This is a genomic window from Paraburkholderia sediminicola, assembly GCF_046030555.1.
Lineage (GTDB): Bacteria > Pseudomonadota > Gammaproteobacteria > Burkholderiales > Burkholderiaceae > Paraburkholderia > Paraburkholderia sediminicola_E.
Genome location: NZ_JAQQCH010000017.1, coordinates 150,023 through 170,456, shown reverse-complemented (window position 1 = coordinate 170,456; position 20,434 = coordinate 150,023). Strand labels below are relative to the sequence as shown.

The following is a 20,434-nucleotide window of genomic DNA, read 5'->3' as shown; positions in this document are numbered from 1 at the left end:
TTACGCGTGAGCCGGTTGACGCGAGGCGTACACACGTTCCTTGAACGGGGCCATGCCGATGCGGTTGTACGTTTCGATGAAGCGCTCGCCTTCGTGGCGATTCTCCACGAACGTGTCGATCACTTTGCTCATCACGTCCGGCATTTCTTCCGCCGAGAACGACGGGCCGATCACGCGGCCGAGATGCGCGCCCGTGGCGCCCGTACCCTGCTCGCCGCCGAGCGTCACCTGATACCACTCCGAGCCGTCCTTATCGACACCCAGAATGCCGATGTTGCCGACGTGGTGGTGGCCGCACGCATTGATACAGCCCGAGATGTTCAGCGACACATCGCCGAGGTCGTACACGTAGTCGAGATCGTTGAAACGTTCCTGAATTGCCAGCGCGATCGGAATCGACTTGGCATTCGCGAGCGAGCAGAAATCGCCACCCGGGCACGCGATGATGTCGGTCAGCAAGCCGATGTTCGGTGTTGCGAAACCCTGCGCCTTGGCCTTTTCCCACAGCGCGAACAGATCGCGCTTCTTCACGTTCGCGAGAATCAGGTTCTGTTCGTGCGACACGCGGATTTCGCCGAGCGAGTATTCATCGGCCCAATCGGCGACCGCTTCCATCTGCGCGTCGGTTGCATCGCCCGGGGCGATCGTGGTCGGCTTCAGCGACAACGTGACCGACGAATAACCTTCCACCTTGTGCGGGCGCACGTTACGTTCGACCCAACGGGCGAACGCACGGTTTTCCAGCAGATGCTTTTCGAACGATGCGTCCGTGTCGGCCAGCTTCTCATACACCGGCGGCTGGAAGTATTGCGACACGCGGTCGACTTCAGCTTGCGTCAGCGTCGACGGACCGTCCTTCAGGTGTTGCCATTCTTCTTCGACCTGCGCCGAGAATTTCTCCGGGCTCAACGCCTTCACGAGAATCTTGATACGCGCCTTGTACATATTGTCGCGGCGGCCGTAGCGGTTGTACACGCGCAGCACGGCTTCGCAGTACGTCAGCAGGTGTTGCCACGGCAGATCCTTACGGATGATCGCGCCGATGATCGGCGTACGGCCCATGCCGCCGCCGGCCAGAATGTCGGCCACCAGTTCGCCCTGCTCGTTCTTCTTCAGATACACGCCCATGTCGTGGATCTGCACGGCAGCGCGGTCTTCCTTCGAACCCGACACGGCGATCTTGAACTTACGCGGCAGCCATGCAAATTCCGGGTGGAACGTCGACCATTGGCGCAGGATTTCTGCCCACGGACGCGGATCCACGACTTCATCCGGCGCTACGCCAGCGAACTGGTCGGCCGTGATGTTACGGATACAGTTGCCCGAGGTCTGGATGCCGTGCATTTGCACCGCTGCAAGCTTGCGCAGGATTTCCGGCGTTTCTTCAAGCTTGATCCAGTTGTACTGGATGTTCGAGCGCGTCGAGAAATGGCCGTAGCCGCGGTCGTGTTCGCGCGCGATCTGGGCCAGCACGCGCATCTGGTCGCTGCGCAGATTGCCGTACGGAATCGCGATGCGGTGCATGTACGCGTGCCGCTGCATGTACAGGCCGTTCTGCAGGCGCAGCGGACGAAACTCCTCTTCGCTCAATTCGCCCGACAAGCGGCGGCGAACCTGATCGGCGTATTGCGCAACCCGTTCATCGACGATGGTCTGGTCGTACTGATCGTATTGGTACATTCGGGGACCCCAATTTTTTGCGTGACACACAACGTTCCGGGGGCCGGCCACCCGGTTACGTCGCGCCCTGGATATCCCTGTTTGTCAGCTCAGGAGAGTCAGGGTTTAGACCTATCTCTCATTTGCTTATGACAAATACAGATATCCATATTGAAAAAGATGGACAGATCGTAATAAACTCGCCTTATATTTCAAACGACTAAAAAATTCTTTTGATATGCGGAGAGGTTATATATGAACCTGCATCAATTCCGCTTCGTCCGCGAGGCTGTGCGGCAGAATTTCAACCTGACCGAAGCGGCCAAAGCACTGTTTACAAGCCAGCCGGGCGTCTCCAAGGCGATCATCGAGCTGGAAGACGAGTTGGGCGTCGAAATCTTCACGCGACACGGCAAGCGGGTGCGCGGGATGACGGAGCCAGGGCGGATCATTTTGCAGTCGGTGGAGAAGATTCTGCAGGAGGTCGAGAGCCTCAAACGGGTCGGTAAAGATTACGCGGCCCAAGATCAGGGCAATCTCGTGATCGCCGCCACCCACACGCAGGCGCGCTACTCACTTCCGGCCGCCATCGCCGAATTCAAGAAGCGCTTCCCTAAAGTTCACCTTTCAATTCTGCAAGGCAGCCCGACGCAGGTCGCCGAGATGGTGATCCACGACCAGGCCGACCTCTGCATCGCCACCGAAGCGATCGCTAACTATAAGGAACTGATCTCGCTGCCCTGCTTCCAGTGGCACCACGTCGCCGTGATGCAACCGGATCATCCGCTGCTCGACCGCAAACTTTTGTCGTTGGATGATCTGACCCAATATCCGCTGATTACGTACGACAACGCGTTCGCCGGCCGCACCAAGATCAACGAGGCGTTCCGCCTGCGCGGGCTGCATCCGGACATCGTGCTGGAGGCGATCGACGCGGACGTGATCAAAACCTATGTGGAACTGGGTCTGGGCGTCGGCATCATGGCGGATATCGCGTTCAACGCCGAGCGCGACCGCCATTTGCGCGCGATGCCGGTCGGCCATCTGTTCGGTAGCAACGTCACGCGGGTCGCGCTGAAACAGGGCGCTTATCTGCGCAGCTATGTGTATACGCTCGTCGAACTATTGTCGCCGAGCATGAACCGCAAGCTGATCGAACAGGCGCTCAAAGGCGAACACGAAACCTACGAACTTTGACATCACCCCGCTTCCCGCTACGGAGACCCCTCGATGAAATCGTATAAGAAAAAGATCAGCGGCCTCGCTGCCGCTTTTGGTTTTGGCGCGCTCTTGTTCGCCACCGCAGCACACGCCGACATCAAGGTCGGCATCGACCTGTCGAGCACCGGCCCCGCGGCCGTGATCGGCATTACAAGCAAGAACGCGATGCTGATGTGGCCGGCCACGATCGCCGGCCAGAAAGCCGACTACATCTTCCTCGACGACGCTTCAGACCCGGGCAACGCGGTGCGCAACATCCGCAAGCTGATCAATGAGGACCACGTCGACGTGATCGTCGGCCCGAATATCACGCCGGCCGCGATGGCCGCGCTCGATCCGGTCGCGGAAAGCCAGACGCCGATGATCACGCTGATCGGCTCGGCGAGCGTGGTCGAGCCGCAGGAAGGCAAGAAGGTCTGGGCCTACAAGATGGCGCAGACCGATAGCGCGATGGCCGATGTGATGACGCGCTACATGTCGAACCACAATGTGAAGACGGTGGGCTTCATCGGTTTCGCGGACGGTTACGGCGAGAGCTGGCTCAACGAGTTCAGCAAGTTCGCGGCTTTGCGCCACATCCAGTTGGTCGCCACCGAGCGCTATAACCGCACCGACGCCAGCGTCACCGGCCAGATCCTCAAGCTGATGGCGGCCAGGCCGGACGCGATCCTGATCGCCGGGGCCGGCACGCCGACCGTGCTGCCGCAGCGCACGCTGATCGAACGCGGCTTCAAAGGCCCGATCTATCAGACGCACGGCATCGCCACGCCCGAGTTCATCAAGCTGGGCGGCAAGGACGTGGAGGGCACGCTGTTCCCGACCCAGCCGGTCGTGGTGGCGCGCACCCTGCCGGCCGATCATCCGGCGAAGAAGGCGGCGCTCGCGTTCACCAACGAATACGAAGCGAAATTCGGCCCGGGCAGCGTGACGCAATTTGCGGGCGACGCGGCAGGCGTGTACCCGCGCTTGCAGGACGCGGTGGCGCGCGCATTGAAGACGGCGCAGCCGGGCACACCGGCTTTCCGCGCGGCATTGCGCGACGAACTGGAGCACGCGCATGAACTGGTCGTGCCGAACGGCGTGGTCAACACAAGCCCGAAGGACCACGTCGGTCTGGATCAGCGCGCCAGCGTGATGGGCATCATCAGGAACGGCAAATTCGTTTACCTGAGTCAGTGAGCGGGTGATGCGCGGCGGGCTCCTCCCTGGTTCAGCGACGCGCATCCCACTGCTCAGCGCCACCGTCAGTCTGTCTAAGTCTGTCTAAATTTGTCACTTTTGGACCAATACGCATGCCTGCCGCGCGAGCACACCGTTCGAGCGGCACGCACCATGCAAGCTGCGTGTAACATGCTGACGGCCAGCTTGCAGTGCCCGCGAGTTCTGGCTAATTTTGCCGATTCCGTGCGAGCGCGGGGTGCCTTGGGATCACAAGGCCACCGCCGCCTCTCGCCAGTTCGTGAAGTCCGTCAGACCACGCATGCTAAAAACCAGAAAACGCATCATCATCGCCGCCGCCGTGGTTATCGTGATCCTCGCCATCGCGATTGCCCAGGCCATCAGGAAGCGCAGCACCCCGGCTGCCGCCACGGACACCGCCTCCTCCGTCATCGAATTCGCGCCTGACGACCTCGCCGCCGTCAGCCGCCGCACGCTCTCCGAAACGCTGCCGCTGACCGGTTCGCTGCGCGCTGTCACGCAAGCCGCGGTCAAATCGAAAGTCGCCGGCTCGGCGCTCGATGTCATGGTGCGCGAAGGCGATCCGGTCAAGGCCGGCCAGGTCCTCGCGAAGATCGATGCCCGCGACTACGTCGCCCGTGCCGAACAGACGCGCGGCCAGATGGCCGCCATGGCCGGCCAGCTCGACATCGCGAAACAGACGCTCGACAACAACCGCGTACTGGTCGAAAAAGGCTTCATTTCGAAGAACGCCTTCGACACCGCGCAAAGCCAGTATCAAATCGCCCGCGCGAATCTCGATGCGGCCAAGGCAGCGCTGGCGTCGTCGAATCTGTCTTTGGACGATACCGTCGTGCGCTCGCCGCTCAATGGACAGATTGCCTCGCGCTCAGTCGAACCGGGCGAGAAAGTCGCGGTCGATACCAAACTGTTCGACGTGGTCGATCTGCGCACGCTCGAACTGGAAGCGCCCGTGCCCGTCGGCGAGATCGGCCGCGTGCGGATCGGGCAGCCGATCCAGATCGCTTTCGACGGGATCGACGTCCCCCTCCAGGGCGCGATTACGCGCATCAACCCGGCCGCGCAAGCCGGGTCGCGTTCGATCATGGTGTATGTGCAGGTTGACAACCCGGCGGGCACGCTGCGGGTCGGCATGTTCGGCACCGGCACGATCTCAGTCGGCAGCCGGCAGAACGTGCTGGTCGTCCCCGCTACCGCCATACGCACGGACGGCACACGCCGCAGCGTCTACGCGCTCACCGGCAGCAAGCTGGTCGAGCAGCCGGTGCAGACCGGCGCGACGGGCGAAGCCGATGGCGACACATGGACCGAAATCGTCGGCGGCCCATTGACGCTCGGCCAGCAGATCGTGAAGAACAACCTCGGCTCATTGCGGATCGGCAGCACCGTGCATGTGGTGCAGCCCGCCCAATCGACACCAGCCGCCCAACCAGGGCAGGCCGCCCCGCAAGCGGCCAGCGTGCCGGGCGCAAGCAGCGCACGCTGACCGGAGCTCGCGCCTATGTGGTTCACCCGTATCAGCATCGGCAACCCGGTGCTCGCCACGATGATGATGATGGCGTTCCTCGTCATCGGTCTGTTTTCATATCAGCGGCTCAAGGTCGATCAGTTCCCCGACATCACCTTCCCGATCGTGGTCGTGCAGACCGCGTATCCGGGCGCGTCGCCGGAATCGGTCGAATCCGACGTCACGCGCAAGATCGAGGAAGCGGTCAACACGATCAGTGGCATCGACGAAATCACCTCGCGTTCCTATGACGCGCAGTCGGTCGTGATCGTGCAATTCGATCTGTCCGTGGACGCGGTGCAGGCGGCTCAGGATGTGCGCGACAAGATCGCGCTGATCCGCCCCGATCTGCGCGACGGCGTGAAGGACCCGCGCGTGCTGCGTTATGACCCGTCAGATATGCCGATCATCACCGTGGCCATTTCGAACGCGCCGGGCGCGTCGCTGTCCACGCGCGATCTGACCACCGTCGCCGATCAGATCGTGCGCAAGCGGCTCGAAACCGTGCGCGGCGTCGGCTCGGTGTCGCTGGTGGGCGGTGTGAAACGGCAAGTGCAGATCGACGTGAATCCGGAGAAACTGCAGGCACTCTCGATCGGCGTCGATCAGGTGATTCGCGCGGTGCAAAACGAGAATCAGGAGATTCCGGCCGGCCCGCTCACGTCGAGCCATGTCGAGCAGACCGTTCAGGTCAAAGGCCGCTTCGAGAAACCGGACGACTTCAAACGCATCATCGTCGCGCGGCGCGGCGCGCAGTCAGCGATTCCGACAGCTTCTTCCGCGACACAGCCGGTCACGCTCGATCAGGTCGCCGATGTGGTGGATGGCCAGCAGGAACCGGACAGCATGGCCTTGCTCAACGGCCAGCGCGCGCTGTTTCTGTCGATCATCAAGGCGCAGGGCGAGAACACCGTGGACGTCGCGCACGGCGTACGTGACGAAGTCGCGCGTTTGCAGCCGCAACTGCCGCCGGGCGTACAGCTCAGCATCACCGACGATTCGTCGATCAATATCGAAGACAGCGTCAATGAAGTGAAGCGCACCCTGCTCGAAGGCGCACTGCTGACGGTGCTGATCGTCTTCCTGTTCCTCGGCTCGTGGCGCAGCACGGTAATCACCGGCCTCACATTGCCGATCGCGCTGATCGGCACCTTCGCGGTGATGTATGCGTGCGGCTTCACGATCAACGTGATCACGCTGATGGCGCTGTCCCTATGCGTCGGCTTGCTGATCGACGACGCGATCGTGGTGCGCGAGAACATCGTGCGGCACGTGCAGCTCGGCGCGGACCATCGCACCGCCGCGCTCGACGGCACCAAGGAAATCGCGCTCGCCGTGCTGGCGACCACCTTTTCGATCGTCGCCGTGTTTTTGCCGGTGGGCTTCATGGGCGGCATCATCGGCCGATTCTTCCATCAGTTCGGCATCACGGTGGCCGCTGCCGTACTGATCTCGATGTTCGTGTCGTTCACGCTCGATCCGATGCTGTCCTCCATCTGGCCGGACCCCGATCTGCACGACGCGGATACCGGCCGCAAGGGCTATCGCTATGGACGCGTGATCGAACGTTCCCTGCATCTGTTCGACAAGCAGATCGAACGGCTCACCGCGTTCTATCAGCGCCTGCTCGGCTGGTCGCTGAAACATCGCGCGATCACGTTGGTCGTGGCCGCGGCCACGTTCTTCGGCAGCCTGTTTCTGGTGCCCTTCGTCGGCACCGAGTTCGTGCCGAATGCGGACTTCTCCGAGACGCAGATCGGCTTGAACACGCCGGTGGGCACCTCGCTCGAAGCCACCTCGGAAAAAGTAAAACAGGTGCAGGCGATTCTCGCGACTTACCCCGAAGTGCGCTTCAGTTATGCGACAGTCAACTCGGGCAACACGCAAGGCAAGAACACCGCGCTGATCACCGTGCGCCTGAAAGACCGGCGTGACCGCACGCGCGGCATGGTCGAATTGAATCAGGTGTTTCGCGCGCGGCTCGCTTCGGTGGCGGGCGTCTCGATCACGGAAATCGGCGTGCCCGACGGCGCGGGAAGCACGAAAGCGATCCAGTTGAGCTTGCAGGGCGACAACATCGACGAACTGCGCCGGCTTTCGGACGCGGCTCAGGTGCGGATGGCAAAGATTCCGGGGCTCGTCGACCTCGATTCGACTCTGAAGGCGGATAAGCCGATCGTTGCGGTCAATGTGAAGCGCGAACTGGCCTCCGACCTCGGCGTGGGCGTGGCCGATATCGGCACCGCATTACGGCCACTACTCTCCGGCGACGCCATCAGCACATGGCGCGCGCCCGACGACCAGGACTACGACGTCAGCGTGCGCTTGCCGCGCTCGCAGCGCCAGGACGTCGACGATCTTGCCAGGCTGATGATCGCGACCAACCGCACCGACGCTAACGGCGCGCCCGTGCTGGTGCCGTTGCGGCAGATCGCGGATATCGTCAAGACAACCGGACCCGATGTGTTGAACCGGCGCGACCTGCAACGTGAGGTGATGCTGTCGGCGAACGTGAATGGCCGCTCGCCCGGAGAAGTGGCTGCGGACGTAGCGAAGACGCTCGACGCGATGCATCTGCCGGCGGGCTACCACTACCGCTTCGAAGGCTCGACCAAGAGCATGAACGAATCGTTCGTGTATGCGGTGGAAGCGTTGGCGCTCGCAGTGATCTTCATCTACATGATTCTCGCGTCGCAGTTCGCGAGCTTCGCGCAACCTCTCGCCATCATGGCATCGCTGCCGCTCACATTGGTCGGCGTGCTGATCGCACTGCTGCTATTCGGCAGCACGTTGAATATGTTTTCGATCATCGGCTTCGTGATGCTCATGGGCCTTGTGACGAAGAACGCAATTCTGCTGATCGACTTCGCGAATCAGGCACGGCGCGGCACCCTGCTCGACGCGTCCGGCAAGGGCCGCGTCATGGAACGGCGTGAGGCGCTACTCGAAGCGGCGCGCGTGCGTCTGCGGCCGATTCTGATGACCACGCTGGCAATGATCTTCGGCATGCTGCCGCTGGCGGCGGCGCTCGGCGAAGGTGGGGAGCAACGCGGGCCGCTTGGGCAGACGGTGATCGGTGGCGTGATTACGTCGTCGATTCTGACGCTGGTGGTAGTGCCGGTGGTCTATACGGTGCTGGAAGATTGGGCGGATTGGCTGCGCCGCAAGTTCAGGCGCCAGGCTTGAGGTGCAAGAGCGCGCAATGAAGCAACTTCGCGCGCCCCTCGCGAAATTGCTACAGTAAACGTCTTTCCCCGACCGGCAGTCCCACGCCATGCGCACCACCCGAGCCATCCACGCCGTCGAGCGGCTGAAAACCCGTAGCGGCAACCCGCAGTTCGCCGCGATCAGCCTGTCCGGGGGCCTGTTTTATCTGGTCGACAAATCGAGTGGCACGGACAAGAAAGTCTCCGATCCGCTGACGCTCGACGATTTCGTCAAATTCGTCGACGGTTTCGGACCGCCGAAACCGCGCAAGGCGAGCAAGCTCGATATAGCGTTTGAAGAGCAGCTCAAGAAGAGCAAGGGCAGCTAGGCAGTCGCCCCCATTTGACGACCGAAGATATCTGCTCCATGACCAGGACAAGCGCCAGTTCCGTCAGCATTGCGCCGGACCACAATCAACCCACCCTGTCGAAGGGCCAGAAAGCGTTTAACACGCTGATCAAACAGATCGAAAAGCGACGGGCCAGTTTGAGCACGTGGGAAGAATTCGCGTCAGCTTTCCAGAAAAAGTACGTGAATGAACTGCTGCCGCTGACGCAGAAGATGCAACATTTGCGTGCGCGGATGGCGCACCTTCTCGACGAACAGAGCAACCAGAAACGTATCACCCAGACCGAACGGCGCACCCTTTCAGCATTCATTGTCGATCTGGCGGCGAGGTGTCTCGGGGAAGAAGATAACGACGAGTTGAAGGCGCTATACAACCGGCACAGCGGGTCCGACTACGACGACGAAAGGGCGTCCGAGTTAGACGAAATGAAATCGATGCTGGAGACGGTATTAGGTGTCGAACTGGACGACATCGACATGAACTCGCCCGATGAAGTTCTGGATCGCCTGCAGGCGCATATCGAACAGGACGAAGCTGCGCAAGCGGCGGAACATCAGGCGCGCCAGGCACAATGCGCCCCGAAGAAGAAGACGGCGAAGCAAATAGCGGCCGAAACGCGCCGCGAGGAAGAAGAAGCGCAACTGAGCCGCTCGATTCGCGAGGTGTATCGTAAGCTGGCCAGCGCGTTACATCCCGATCGCGAAACCGATCCAGAGGAACGCAAACGGAAAACCGCGCTGATGCAACGAGTCAACGAGGCCTACAGCAAGAACAACCTGCTGCGGTTGCTCGAATTGCAACTGGAACTGGAACACATCGATCAGAACGCGCTCGATAACCTGAGCGAAGACCGGCTCAAGCATTACAACAAGATACTGAAGGAGCAGGTAGGCGAACTCGACGACGAAATTATGTTTGTCGAAACGGCGTTCAAGGAACGCTACGGGCTCGACCCGATGGCTTCCATCACGCCGAAGAAGGTAATGCACGGGCTGACAGCGGACGTTTTTATGCTGCAGCAACAGATCGAGTCGCTCGAGTACGATCTGGTGGAGTTCCAGGACCTCGGCACGCTCAAGGCCTGGTTGAAAATCAGGCGGCGTTGAGACTCAATGCCCCCCCCTCGCTGCCGGGTATGCGCGTCACGTGTTCACGATCAAGCGGGTTCTATTGCGCGCCACTGACCATCCACCGCGCTGCTCGCCAATACCGCGTCGATAAAACGCAGGCCCGCCACACCGTCATCCACCGTTGTGAGCAGGAGGCTTTCGGCGGGCAATTGTTGACCCGCATCCAACGCTTCAATCTGTAACGCCGCATCCTTGTACAACTGCGCGAACGCTTCCAGATAGCCCTCAGGATGCCCCTGTGGCACACGGGTTGCGTGCGCCGCGACCGCGCTTTTCACACGTCCGCGCGTCAGGCGCTCTGCCGTTCCGCCCAGCGGCGTGAACCACAATTCGTTCGGATTCTCCTGATCGAAGCTCAAACTGGCCTTCGTGCCATAAACCCGCAGACGTAAAGCATTCTCCGCACCGCTCGCCACCTGGCTCGCCCACAGCATGCCGCGCGCACCGTTCGGATAGCGCAGCATGGCCTGCACGTGGTCGTCGATACAGCGTCCCGGCACAAAGGTATGCAACTCGGCGGATAGCGACGACGGCGTCATCCCCGTGATGAAGGCCGCGAGATGATAGGCATGCGTGCCGATGTCGCCGAGACAGCCGGCGGGACCCGCTAACGACGGATCCGTGCGCCAGCCGGCCTGTTTGTTCGTGCCGCTCGTTTCTATCGGTTCAGCCAGCCAGTCCTGCGCGTACTCGACCTGCACCACGCGTATTTCGCCGAGCGCACCTTTTTCGACGAGCTCGCGAGCATGGCGCACCAAAGGATAGCCGGAATACGTATGTGTCAGCGCGAACAACTTGTTCCTCTCGCGAGCGAGCTTCGCCAGCGCTTCGCCTTCCGCCAGCGAAATCGCCAGTGGCTTGTCGCAGATCACATGGATGCCCGCTTCGAGAAAAGCCGTCGCCACCGGTGCATGCAGATGATTCGGCGTGACGATCGCAACCGCGTCGATACCGTCGTCGCGCGCGGCTTCGGCGCGCGCCATCTCGCGCCAGTCGGCATAGCTGCGTGCGATACCGGCTTCAGCCGCGCTGGCTTGCGCACGCTGTGGATCAGACGACAACGCACCAGCGACCAATTCGAACCGATCGTCGAGCCGCGCCGCAATCCGATGCACGGCGCCGATAAACGCGCCCTGCCCGCCGCCGACCATGCCGAGCCTGAGTCTTCTTTGTGGCATCGCGTTCACTCCGTTGCGATCTGCTTCATTCGCTTCATGGTCAATTCGCAGTCAACTTGCAATCAAGACGCCTTCAGATCGAAGTCAAATGCCCAGCACATGTTTTACCTGCGCCGCATCCACGCCACTGCCCGCGAAATCGTCGAAGGCATGTTCGGCCACGCGGATGATGTGCCGGCGTATGAACTCCGCGCCTTCACGCGCGCCGTCCTGTGGATGCTTTAGCGCGCACTCCCATTCCAGCACCGCCCAGCCCGGAAAATCGTATTGCGCCATCTTCGAGAAGATCGCGCCGAAATCGATCTGCCCGTCGCCGAGCGATCGGAAACGCCCCGCGCGTTCGACCCAGCCGCTATAGCCGCCATACACGCCTTGCTTGCCGTTCGGACGAAACTCAGCGTCCTTCACATGGAACGCCTTGATGCGCTCGTGATAGATGTCGATGAAGGCGAGGTAGTCGAGTTGCTGCAGGATGAAATGGCTCGGGTCGTAGAGGATGTTCGCGCGTGGATGCTGCTTCACTGCGTCCAGAAAGCGCTCGAAGGTCACGCCGTCGTGCAGGTCTTCGCCCGGATGCAGTTCGTAGCACACATCGACGCCGGCTTCGTCGAACGCATCGAGAATCGGCGTCCAGCGTCGCGCGAGTTCGTCGAAGGCGGCTTCGACCAAACCTGCGGGACGTTGCGGCCAGGGATAGAGGTAGGGCCACGCGAGCGCGCCTGAAAATGACACATGCGTATTCAACCCCAGTCTCTGCGACGCCTTTGCCGCCAGCTTCATCTGCTCGATCGCCCACTGCGTGCGCGCAGCAGGATTGCCGCGCACCTGCGGCGCCGCAAAGCCATCGAACAACGTGTCATAGGCCGGATGCACGGCGACGAGTTGCCCTTGCAGATGCGTCGACAGTTCGGTGATCGTCACGCCCGCATGGTCCGCGATCTCACGCAATTCGTCGCAGTAGGTTTGACTCGCCGCGGCCTTTTCGAGATCGATCAGGCGCGTATCGCACGGCACCTGAATCCCCTTGAAGCCGAGACTCGCCGCCCAGCCCGCCAGATGCGCAAGGCTGTCGAACGGCACCTCGTCGCCCATGAACTGGGCGAGAAAGATCGCCGGCCCTTTGATGGTTTTCATCGTACGGTTCCTCGAACTATGGCGCCCCTGTCATGCCTCTTCGACAGACACACGGCAGGCGCGCTCCGGATGCCCAGGATCAGAACGGCGAGTCAGGAAAATAGAACTGCTGCGCGTTTTCCTTCGTGATCAGCACCGAGGGAATGATCGTGGTCGGCGGCAGTTTGTCGCCCTTCAGACGCGCTTCGGCGGTGAGCTTGATCGCGTCGTAGATGAATTTCGGCGAGTACGATACATCCGCCTTGATCATCGGCGCACCGTCCATCACGTTCTTCACCATGCCCTTCGAACCCGCGCCGCCGAACACGATCTTGATGTCGGTACGCCTGGCCTGCTCGATCGCTTTGATGACACCCACGGCCATGTCGTCGTCGGCGGCCCAGACTGCGTCGATGTGCTTGAAGCGCGTGAGATAGTCCTGCATCACCTTGAACGCGTCGTCACGATTCCAGTTCGCATACTTGCCGTCGAGGATCTTCATCTCCGGATAGTTCTTGATCACGTTCGTGAATGCGGTCCAGCGTTCGTTGTCGAGCGTGGTTGGAATACCGCGCAGCGCGACGATGTTGCCCTTGCCGCCCAACTCCTTCGCCAGATACTCGGCGGGGATTTTGCCGAACGCGGTGTTGTCGCCCGCAACGTAGGCATCCTGTGCGCTGGTGTCCGTCAGGCCGCGATCGACCACCGTCACGTACACGCCCTTCTTCTTCACCTGCGCGACCGGTTGCGTGAGCGAGGCCGATTCGAACGGGAAAATCACCAGTGCGTTGATCTTGTTCACCGTCACCAGATCCTGCAACTGGTTCGCCTGTTCGGGCGCGCCGGCCGCGGTCTTCACGATCACTTTCAGATCGGGATGCGCTTTCTCCAGATCGGTTTTCGCCTTGTTCGCCCACCAGACAATGCCGCCCGTAAAGCCGTGGTCGGCTGTCGGAATCGCGACGCCCAGCGTGACCTTTTCATCGGCACGGGCAACGCCTGCCGTGCCCAGCATTCCCAACGCCAGCATGCCGGCGCCAACCGCTCGAATGACCTGCTTCATGATTCTGTCTCCAATTATGAGGCGTTCATGCGCCCCGATTCTCGAACTTGCCGATGTATTCCTTGAAGCTCAACGCTCACCAGCTACCGCCGTCCACGTTGCACAAACGCGACGAAGATAATCACCATGCCCTGCACCGCCGCGTTCAGATACACGCTGATGATGCTGGTCAGATTCAGAATATTGGCGATCACCGAAAGCAGGATGGCGCCGATCACCGTGCCGATCACGCGACCTTCGCCGCCCTTGAGCGCAGTGCCGCCCACCACCACCGATGCAATCGCTTCGAGTTCCCAAAGCAAGCCCGTGGTCGGCGTTGCCGAACCGAGCCGCGGCACGTACAGGACCGTCGCCACGCCGACGCAGATGCCGAGCAGGACGTACGTGACGATCTTCACGGTATCGACTCGAATCGCTGCGTAGCGCGCTACCTGTTCGTTCGAACCAATCGCCTGCACGTGGCGGCCGAACGCGGTGCGATTGAGGATCAAAGCGCCACCTGCTGCAACCACCAGAAACACCCAGATCGGAACCGGTACGCCAAAGAAGCTCGCGTAGTAAACCGGACCGTATAAGTCGGACAATGAGTTATCCAGGGTCAGCGCGCCGCCATCCGCGAGCCACGTCAGTACCGCGCGAAAAATCCCCAACGTGCCCAGCGTGACGATGAACGGCTCGATACGTCCTTTGGTAATCAGCAGGCCGTGCGCACAGCCGAACAAACCGCCGAGCACCAGCGCGAACACAATGCCGAGCGTCAGAATCAGCAAGGGTGCGAGCGTATGGCCACCGACACCGGCAGCGAGTCCGTTCATCAGCCAGATCATGCTGCCCGCGATCAGTGCCGCCATCGATCCGACTGACAGATCGATGCCGCCCGAGATAATCACAAAGGTCATGCCGACCGCGATGATGCCGATGAACGATGTACGCGTGAGCACGTTCATCATGTTGTCGACCGTCGCGAAATCGCGATTGAGCAGCGTGCCGACAATGCACAGCACGATCAGCCCGACGAGCGGCCCGAGCGCATACAGACGATGCGCAAAGCGCAACGCGCGGCCGGATTGGACGGCTTCAGTGGGTGCCGGTCGCATGGGCGATCAATTCCTCTTCGGTCAGATGCTCGAGCGTGAGCGTGGCTTGCAGGCGTCCCGCACGCATGACGGCAACGCGATGGCACAGGCCGATCAGCTCGATCAGTTCGGATGAAATGACGATCACCGCGCGGCCCTGCGCGGCGAGACGATGAATCAGGAAATAGATGTCACGTTTCGCGCCGACATCGACGCCGCGAGTCGGCTCGTCGAGCACAATCACGTTCGGATCGGGTTGCAGGAACTTGGCGAGCGCGAGCTTCTGCTGATTGCCGCCGGAGAGCATGCGCGCGCGGCTCGACAGATCGCCCGTGCGGATGCCGAAGTCGCTCACTGCCTTCGTCAACGCCGCGCGCCCCGCTTTCATGTCGAGCAAGGGATGCGCGTAGCGTTCGAGCGTCATCAGCGTGACGTTGTCCTGCAGGCTTAGATTCACATGCAGGCCTTTGCCTTTGCGGTCTTCGCTCAGATACGTGAGGCCGCGACGCATTGCATCGCGCGGGCTCTTCAGATCGGCGCGGCGGCCGGCGATTTCGATGCGGCCCGACGTGCGTTTGCGTAAGCCGATGATCGCTTCGAACGCTTCGGTGCGGCCTGCGCCGACCAGCCCTGCAAAGCCAAGCACTTCGCCGGCGCGCACGTCGAAGCTGAGGTCTTCGACCCAGTCCGGCACGGCGAGGCCTTCCACTTTCAATGCGATCGGCGCGTCAGCGGGCACCGTGATCTTGTCCGGGAACATATCCGACACGTCGCGCCCCACCATCAGGTTCGCCATCTGCTGCCGCGCGAGCCCCGCAGTTTCGCTGCGCGCGACAAAGCGGCCATCGCGCATCACGATCACTTCGTCGGTGATGCGCTCGACTTCATCCAGTTTGTGCGAGATGTAGACGATGGTCACGCCGTCGGCTTTCAGCTTCGTCATCAGCGTGAAGAGGCGTTCGGTTTCGGACGGCGTCAGCGTGGCGGTCGGTTCATCCATGATGAGCAGACGCGCGCGGCGCGACAGCGCCTTGGCGATCTCCACCATCTGCTTTTCCGCGACGATCAATTCGCGCACTTTTGTATCCGGCGGTTTCTCCAGGCCGACCTGCGCGAGAAAGCGCGCCGCCTCGGCACGCATTGCGGCATCGTCGACGAACCAGCCACGCTTTTTTTCATGGCCGAGATACATGTTCTGTGCGATCGTCAGATGCTCGGCGAGATTGAACTCCTGGTGAATCAGCACGATGCCGGCAGCTTCCGCGTCGCGTGAACCGACGAACCGCTGCACGTGCCCGTCGACCAGCAAGGTGCCCGAGGTCGCCGTTTCGTAGCCGGCGAGGATCTTCATCAACGTCGACTTGCCCGCGCCGTTCTCGCCGAGCAAACCGTAGATGCGCCCGGGCGCCAGTTCGAAGCTCACGCCGTGCAGCACGCGCACCGGCCCGAAGTCTTTGCGGATATCGTCGAAGCGAATGGCGAGACTCATGACTTACGCGCTCCTGCGGATCACGAGCCGATGCGGCAACAGCACGCCCGGCACGTTCGCCAACGGATTCGCGAGCCGTTGCAGCAGGAGGCGCGCGGCGGTTTCGCCGAGTTCGCGCATCGGCTGTGCGATGGTGGTCAGTGGCGGATCGATTTGCGCGGCAAGCGAAATATCGTCGAAGCCGACCACCGCGACATCGTCCGGCACGCGCTTGCCGACGCTGCGCAAGCCGTGGATCACGCCGATCGCCAGCGTGTCGGACACCGCGAAGATCGCGCTTGGCGCCGCGTCAGGTGCATGAGACTGCTGCATCAGCAGGGCTGCAGCCGAAGCACCCGCTTCGTAGTCGAGACTGTTCAGGTTCATGCGCCAACGCTCGTCCGGCGTGATGCCCGCTTCCGTCAACGCGTCCAGATAACCTTGCTGACGCTGCCGCGCGTACAGGTAGTCGACATCCGAATTGATCAACCCGATACGCCGATGCCCGCGAGCGAGCAGATGCCGCACGGCGTCGCCTGCCGCCCGATAATTGTCGATGCCGACGTACGGCACGCCCATTGCCGGATCGAACTCGCAGCACGCGACCCACGGCAGCGCGCTGGATGCCTCGCCCAGCGCCTGCTGGATGGTGGCGGGATCGAGGCAGATCGCGCCATCCGCGCGGCGGCGGCGTAGCAGATCGAAATAGCTGCGCTCGCGGCCCGGGTCCGCGCCTGTGTCGCATAGCAGCATGAAATAGCCGTGCTGGCGCGCCACGCTGTCGATGCCGCGCACGATCTCCGCGTAGAACGGGTTGCCAACGTCAGGCACCATCGTCAGCAGCAGGCGGCTTTCGGCGGTGCGCAGATTGCGCGCGAGTTCGTTGACGCGATAGCCACTGGCGTCGACGGCCGCCAATACCTTGTCGCGCGTGGCGGGCCGCACGTTCTCGTGGCCGTTCAGCACGCGCGACACGGTCGCCACCGAGACACCCGCCTGCTCCGCCACCTGGGCAATCGAAAGGCCTTCGGCCGGCCTCAGTGACCGAACCTCGGGCTGCGGGGGCGTCTTCGACTTCGCGGGGGCCGCTTTGGACAACGACTTGGACAAGTGAATCTGCCTTGAGAATGTAATCGATTACATTTTTGCGCCATGCAAGCGGGAATCGCAAGCACGGATCACTAGGGATTAACACGGGGGCGGGCGGGCGCGGCGAGATCCGGCTCAAGGTGCGGGCCGGCGGCGGACTGCCCCCGACGGCGTGGATTCGCGCTGTCATTTGGTACAATCCCGCAGTTACCCTGCCGCGGCCTGCTTACCAGGACGTACCCCGGCGATATACCCCGGAGTTGCGCCCCAAGGCTGTACCCCGAGGCCGCCAGTCAGGGGCAAAGAATTGCAAACTCGCCAAACCATACTGCCGAATCCACCATGAACATCGAGCAAGCGCGTTTCAACATGATCGAACAGCAGATCCGCCCCTGGGAAGTGCTCGACCAGGACGTGCTGAATCTGCTCTCGATCGTCAAGCGTGAAAACTTCGTCCCCACCGTGTACCGCGATCTGGCCTTCGTCGACTTCGAAGTGCCACTGCCGGCCGGCCAGCACATGCTGGCGCCGCGCGTCGAAGCGCGTGTGCTGCAGGAACTGGCGGTGAAGAAACACGAAAGCGTGCTCGAAATCGGCGCCGGCTCGGGTTACATGGCTGCTCTGCTTGCGCACCGCGCGCAGCACGTGCTGACGGTCGACATCGAACCGGAACTGGCAGAACTGGCGAAGAACAACCTGATCGCCAACGGCGTGCTGAACGCCGAAGTCGTCACCGGCGACGCCTCGCGCGGCTGGGCCAACGCTGCACCGTACGACGTGATCTGCGTGTCGGGCGGCCTGCCGGTGCTGCCGCAGGAAATCCTCGAACATCTGAAGGTCGGCGGCCGTCTGGCGGCTTTCGTCGGTACCGCGCCGGTCATGAAGGCGCAGATCATCACGCGTATCGACGAGAAGCAATACCGCATCGCCGACGTATTCGAAACTTATGTCGAGCCGCTGATCAACGCCGTGCAGCCGCCGCGCTTCAAGTTTTAATTCGCACGTTTATCTGTACGGCGGCACGCCGCCGTCCTCTGAACTGGATGTCCTGTAGATGCAAAATCTGACCGCTCCCGCGCTCGCCGAATGGCTCGCCGATCAATCGCGCCCAGCGCTCGTGCTGCTCGACGTGCGCGAACCGTGGGAAATCCAGACGGCGTCGATCGCCGGCGCCGTGTCGATTCCGATGCGTGAGATTCCCGCGCGCAGCGAAGAACTCGACGACGACGCGCAAATCGTCTGCGTGTGCCATCACGGCGCGCGCAGCGCCCAGGTCGCGATGTTCCTCGAATCGCGTGGCCACACCAACGTCTTCAATCTGCAAGGCGGGATCGACGCGTGGTCGCGTCAGGTCGATCCGGCCGTTCCTACCTACTGATCCGCACGGCCGCGATGATTCGTGAGCGAGTGCCGGTACTCGCGGCCGCTCTGGCGCTTCATTGCGCCGTTCTCGCGTTGTTTCCGCTCACGGCGCACGCCGTCGGCCTCTCCCAGCTTTACGACGAAGCACTCTCGAACGACGCGCAGTTGCAAAGCGCGCGCGCAGCGCTCGCCGCCAATAGCGAAGAGTTGCCGCTGGCCCGCGCCAAACTGCTGCCGCAAGTCTCCGCATCCCTTACCGCAAATCGCCAGAGCACCGATTTCGGCGGCGGCTTTCCTGCGTCCTACGGCAACAGCAACGGCTACACGATTTCGCTCACGCAGCCGCTGATTCACGTCGATAGCTGGTACGGCTATGCGCAGGGCAAGCTCGCGGTGGATTCGGCGCAGGCGTCGTTTGCGCAGGCCCGTCAGGACCTGATCGTACGGCTTGGCCAGGCTTACTTCGACGCACTCTCCTCACAGGACAGCCTCGCGATTGTGCGCTCGCAGAAAGCGTCGATCGCGCAGCAACTCGAATCGGCCAAACGTTCATTCGAAGTCGGCAACACGACGATTACCGATACCAACGAAGCCCAGGCTAAATACGATCAGGCGATCTCGCAGGAAATTGCCGCGCAGAACGATCTCGCCGTGAAACTGGCGGCGTTGCAGCAGATTGTCGGGCACTCCGTCGAGCAGGTGGATGGACTCTCCGCCGGCGCACCGCTGCCACCACCCGTGCCCGCCGACATCAATCTGTGGGTCGATGCGGCCACCGATGGCAGCTACCAGGTCGTGCTGAAGCAGATCGCACTGGATAGCGCGCAACGCGAGACCTCGAAGGCGAAGGCCGGCCATCTGCCTACCGTCGACCTGGTGGCGAGCCGCTCGCGCAGCAGTCTTGGTGCGGCCGGCGCGGGTAATTTTGGCGGCAATTTCGGTGGCGGCTTCGGCAGCGGCGCGAACACACCTGCGCCCGGCACACCGGCGCTCGCCGCCGAACTGGGCAACCTGGGGTCGTCGTACACGAACAGCACGATCGGCGTGCAGGTCACGATTCCAATCTTTGCGGGCGGCGCGACGCAAAGCCGTGTACGTCAAACGCTCGCACTCGAAGACCAGGCGGCCGCCGATCTCGATACCGCCCGGCGCAACGCGGCGCTATCGGCGCGGCAGGCGTTTCTCGGCGTGGTGAGCGGACTCGCACAGGTCCGCGCACTGCAGACGGCCGAGCGATCGGCGAACACCTCGCTTGAATCAAATCTGCTCGGTTATCAGGTCGGCGTGCGGATCAATATCGACGTGCTCAATGCGCAAGATCAACTGTTTTCGGCGCGTCGCGATCTGGCGAAGGCGCGTTATGACACGCTGATCAACAGCCTCAAGCTGAAGGCGTCGACGGCCAATCTCACTGATCAAGACGTGCTGCAGTTGAGCGCGCTGCTGTCGCCGGTCGACGATGGTTCGTTGACCGCGCTTCCGCAGGTACCCACAGTCCCGCATCCGGGTGTCGCCGCGAAAGGCGCTGCGGGGAAGGTTGGGCGGCGGGCTATGCCGAATGCGGCGGGGTCAGGCCCAGCAATAGCCATAGTATTCCCGTTCACTTTTTCTACAGTTCAGGGTTTCCGCCCTTGCATTCAGCGTAGGGGGTCATCGCGATCGTCCGTCGTTGTCAGTAGCCTTGTCTTATCCAAAGCCTTGTTCTGCCTAATAAGTTAGGATGATTTAAGACGAAATTGACGCGATTCTTTCGTTGAGACACTTCTCGTCATCATCTCGGAAGTTTCTTATGGTTTCCTAAACACCTCACAG

At 61.8% G+C, this 20,434-nt stretch carries 16 protein-coding genes; 9 read left to right on the top strand and 7 right to left on the bottom strand.

What is annotated here, in order from left to right:
• Positions 1 to 1,680, bottom strand: a complete 1,680-nt coding sequence (locus PQQ52_RS23555) for a nitrite/sulfite reductase (RefSeq protein ID WP_408216560.1) — start codon at positions 1,678 to 1,680, stop codon at positions 1 to 3.
• A gap of 234 nt (positions 1,681 to 1,914) precedes the next feature.
• Between PQQ52_RS23555 and PQQ52_RS23550 the strand changes: the two genes are divergently transcribed.
• The 6 genes from PQQ52_RS23550 to PQQ52_RS23525 all read left to right on the top strand — a co-directional run bounded on the left by PQQ52_RS23550 (position 1,915) and on the right by PQQ52_RS23525 (position 10,249).
• A complete protein-coding gene (locus PQQ52_RS23550) occupies positions 1,915 to 2,856 on the top strand; it encodes a CysB family HTH-type transcriptional regulator (RefSeq protein WP_408216557.1) in 942 nt (313 codons plus the stop codon).
• Between the two features lie 33 nt (positions 2,857 to 2,889).
• On the top strand, positions 2,890 to 4,059 hold the full coding sequence (locus tag PQQ52_RS23545) for an ABC transporter substrate-binding protein (RefSeq protein WP_408216554.1): 1,170 nt from the start codon (positions 2,890 to 2,892) through the stop codon (positions 4,057 to 4,059).
• Positions 4,060 to 4,360: 301 nt separating this feature from the next.
• Positions 4,361 to 5,566 (top strand): efflux RND transporter periplasmic adaptor subunit, encoded by a 1,206-nt coding sequence (locus PQQ52_RS23540; protein ID WP_408216552.1) that lies wholly within the window; start codon positions 4,361 to 4,363, stop codon positions 5,564 to 5,566.
• A gap of 15 nt (positions 5,567 to 5,581) precedes the next feature.
• Positions 5,582 to 8,773 (top strand): efflux RND transporter permease subunit, encoded by a 3,192-nt coding sequence (locus PQQ52_RS23535; RefSeq protein ID WP_408216549.1) that lies wholly within the window; start codon positions 5,582 to 5,584, stop codon positions 8,771 to 8,773.
• Between the two features lie 88 nt (positions 8,774 to 8,861).
• Positions 8,862 to 9,122 carry a hypothetical protein gene (locus PQQ52_RS23530; RefSeq protein WP_172316393.1) on the top strand — a complete coding sequence of 87 codons (261 nt, stop codon included), beginning with the start codon at positions 8,862 to 8,864 and terminating at the stop codon, positions 9,120 to 9,122.
• A 38-nt stretch (positions 9,123 to 9,160) separates the two neighbouring features.
• Positions 9,161 to 10,249, top strand: coding sequence for a molecular chaperone DnaJ (locus PQQ52_RS23525; RefSeq protein WP_408216546.1), 1,089 nt, complete (start codon positions 9,161 to 9,163; stop codon positions 10,247 to 10,249).
• A 50-nt stretch (positions 10,250 to 10,299) separates the two neighbouring features.
• Here the strand turns inward: PQQ52_RS23525 and PQQ52_RS23520 are convergent, their stop codons facing one another.
• From PQQ52_RS23520 to PQQ52_RS23495, 6 genes are all read right to left on the bottom strand, one after another.
• On the bottom strand, positions 10,300 to 11,451 hold the full coding sequence (locus PQQ52_RS23520; protein ID WP_408216543.1) for a Gfo/Idh/MocA family protein: 1,152 nt from the start codon (positions 11,449 to 11,451) through the stop codon (positions 10,300 to 10,302).
• Positions 11,452 to 11,535: 84 nt separating this feature from the next.
• A complete protein-coding gene (locus PQQ52_RS23515) occupies positions 11,536 to 12,585 on the bottom strand; it encodes a sugar phosphate isomerase/epimerase family protein (RefSeq protein ID WP_408216541.1) in 1,050 nt (349 codons plus the stop codon).
• A 79-nt stretch (positions 12,586 to 12,664) separates the two neighbouring features.
• Positions 12,665 to 13,627: a substrate-binding domain-containing protein gene (locus tag PQQ52_RS23510; RefSeq protein WP_408216539.1), complete on the bottom strand. Its 963-nt coding sequence runs from the start codon at positions 13,625 to 13,627 to the stop codon at positions 12,665 to 12,667.
• An 83-nt stretch (positions 13,628 to 13,710) separates the two neighbouring features.
• Positions 13,711 to 14,724: an ABC transporter permease gene (locus tag PQQ52_RS23505; RefSeq protein ID WP_408216536.1), complete on the bottom strand. Its 1,014-nt coding sequence runs from the start codon at positions 14,722 to 14,724 to the stop codon at positions 13,711 to 13,713.
• Positions 14,705 to 16,192 carry a sugar ABC transporter ATP-binding protein gene (locus PQQ52_RS23500; RefSeq protein WP_408216534.1) on the bottom strand — a complete coding sequence of 496 codons (1,488 nt, stop codon included), beginning with the start codon at positions 16,190 to 16,192 and terminating at the stop codon, positions 14,705 to 14,707. Before PQQ52_RS23500 ends, PQQ52_RS23505 begins: the two co-directional genes overlap by 20 nt.
• A 3-nt stretch (positions 16,193 to 16,195) precedes the next feature.
• The gene (locus PQQ52_RS23495; protein WP_408216531.1) at positions 16,196 to 17,281 is read right to left on the bottom strand and encodes a LacI family DNA-binding transcriptional regulator; all 1,086 of its coding nucleotides are present in this window, start codon (positions 17,279 to 17,281) and stop codon (positions 16,196 to 16,198) included.
• 321 nt (positions 17,282 to 17,602) lie between these two features.
• On the opposite strand from PQQ52_RS23495, the gene PQQ52_RS23490 reads away from it, so the two are divergent.
• The 3 genes from PQQ52_RS23490 to PQQ52_RS23480 are packed head-to-tail and all read left to right on the top strand — an operon-like array spanning position 17,603 to position 20,341.
• Positions 17,603 to 18,256, top strand: a complete 654-nt coding sequence (locus PQQ52_RS23490) for a protein-L-isoaspartate O-methyltransferase family protein (protein WP_097391616.1) — start codon at positions 17,603 to 17,605, stop codon at positions 18,254 to 18,256.
• Positions 18,257 to 18,314: 58 nt separating this feature from the next.
• On the top strand, positions 18,315 to 18,638 hold the full coding sequence (locus PQQ52_RS23485) for a rhodanese-like domain-containing protein (protein WP_408216528.1): 324 nt from the start codon (positions 18,315 to 18,317) through the stop codon (positions 18,636 to 18,638).
• Between the two features lie 14 nt (positions 18,639 to 18,652).
• A complete protein-coding gene (locus tag PQQ52_RS23480) occupies positions 18,653 to 20,341 on the top strand; it encodes a TolC family outer membrane protein (RefSeq protein WP_408216525.1) in 1,689 nt (562 codons plus the stop codon).
• Positions 20,342 to 20,434: the final 93 nt, after the last annotated feature.

Excerpts from the sequence above, each read along its gene's own strand:
- PQQ52_RS23520 (WP_408216543.1), bottom strand. The coding sequence starts at position 11,451 with ATGCCACAAAGAAGACTCAGGCTCGGCATGGTCGGCGGCGGGCAGGGC.
- PQQ52_RS23500 (WP_408216534.1), bottom strand. The coding sequence starts at position 16,192 with ATGAGTCTCGCCATTCGCTTCGACGATATCCGCAAAGACTTCGGGCCG.
- PQQ52_RS23545 (WP_408216554.1), top strand. The coding sequence starts at position 2,890 with ATGAAATCGTATAAGAAAAAGATCAGCGGCCTCGCTGCCGCTTTTGGT.
- PQQ52_RS23535 (WP_408216549.1), top strand. The coding sequence starts at position 5,582 with ATGTGGTTCACCCGTATCAGCATCGGCAACCCGGTGCTCGCCACGATG.
- PQQ52_RS23515 (WP_408216541.1), bottom strand. The coding sequence starts at position 12,585 with ATGAAAACCATCAAAGGGCCGGCGATCTTTCTCGCCCAGTTCATGGGC.
- PQQ52_RS23540 (WP_408216552.1), top strand. The coding sequence starts at position 4,361 with ATGCTAAAAACCAGAAAACGCATCATCATCGCCGCCGCCGTGGTTATC.
- PQQ52_RS23510 (WP_408216539.1), bottom strand. The coding sequence starts at position 13,627 with ATGAAGCAGGTCATTCGAGCGGTTGGCGCCGGCATGCTGGCGTTGGGA.
- PQQ52_RS23530 (WP_172316393.1), top strand. The coding sequence starts at position 8,862 with ATGCGCACCACCCGAGCCATCCACGCCGTCGAGCGGCTGAAAACCCGT.
- PQQ52_RS23555 (WP_408216560.1), bottom strand. The coding sequence starts at position 1,680 with ATGTACCAATACGATCAGTACGACCAGACCATCGTCGATGAACGGGTT.
- PQQ52_RS23505 (WP_408216536.1), bottom strand. The coding sequence starts at position 14,724 with ATGCGACCGGCACCCACTGAAGCCGTCCAATCCGGCCGCGCGTTGCGC.
- PQQ52_RS23525 (WP_408216546.1), top strand. The coding sequence starts at position 9,161 with ATGACCAGGACAAGCGCCAGTTCCGTCAGCATTGCGCCGGACCACAAT.
- PQQ52_RS23490 (WP_097391616.1), top strand. The coding sequence starts at position 17,603 with ATGAACATCGAGCAAGCGCGTTTCAACATGATCGAACAGCAGATCCGC.
- PQQ52_RS23485 (WP_408216528.1), top strand. The coding sequence starts at position 18,315 with ATGCAAAATCTGACCGCTCCCGCGCTCGCCGAATGGCTCGCCGATCAA.
- PQQ52_RS23480 (WP_408216525.1), top strand. The coding sequence starts at position 18,653 with ATGATTCGTGAGCGAGTGCCGGTACTCGCGGCCGCTCTGGCGCTTCAT.
- PQQ52_RS23550 (WP_408216557.1), top strand. The coding sequence starts at position 1,915 with ATGAACCTGCATCAATTCCGCTTCGTCCGCGAGGCTGTGCGGCAGAAT.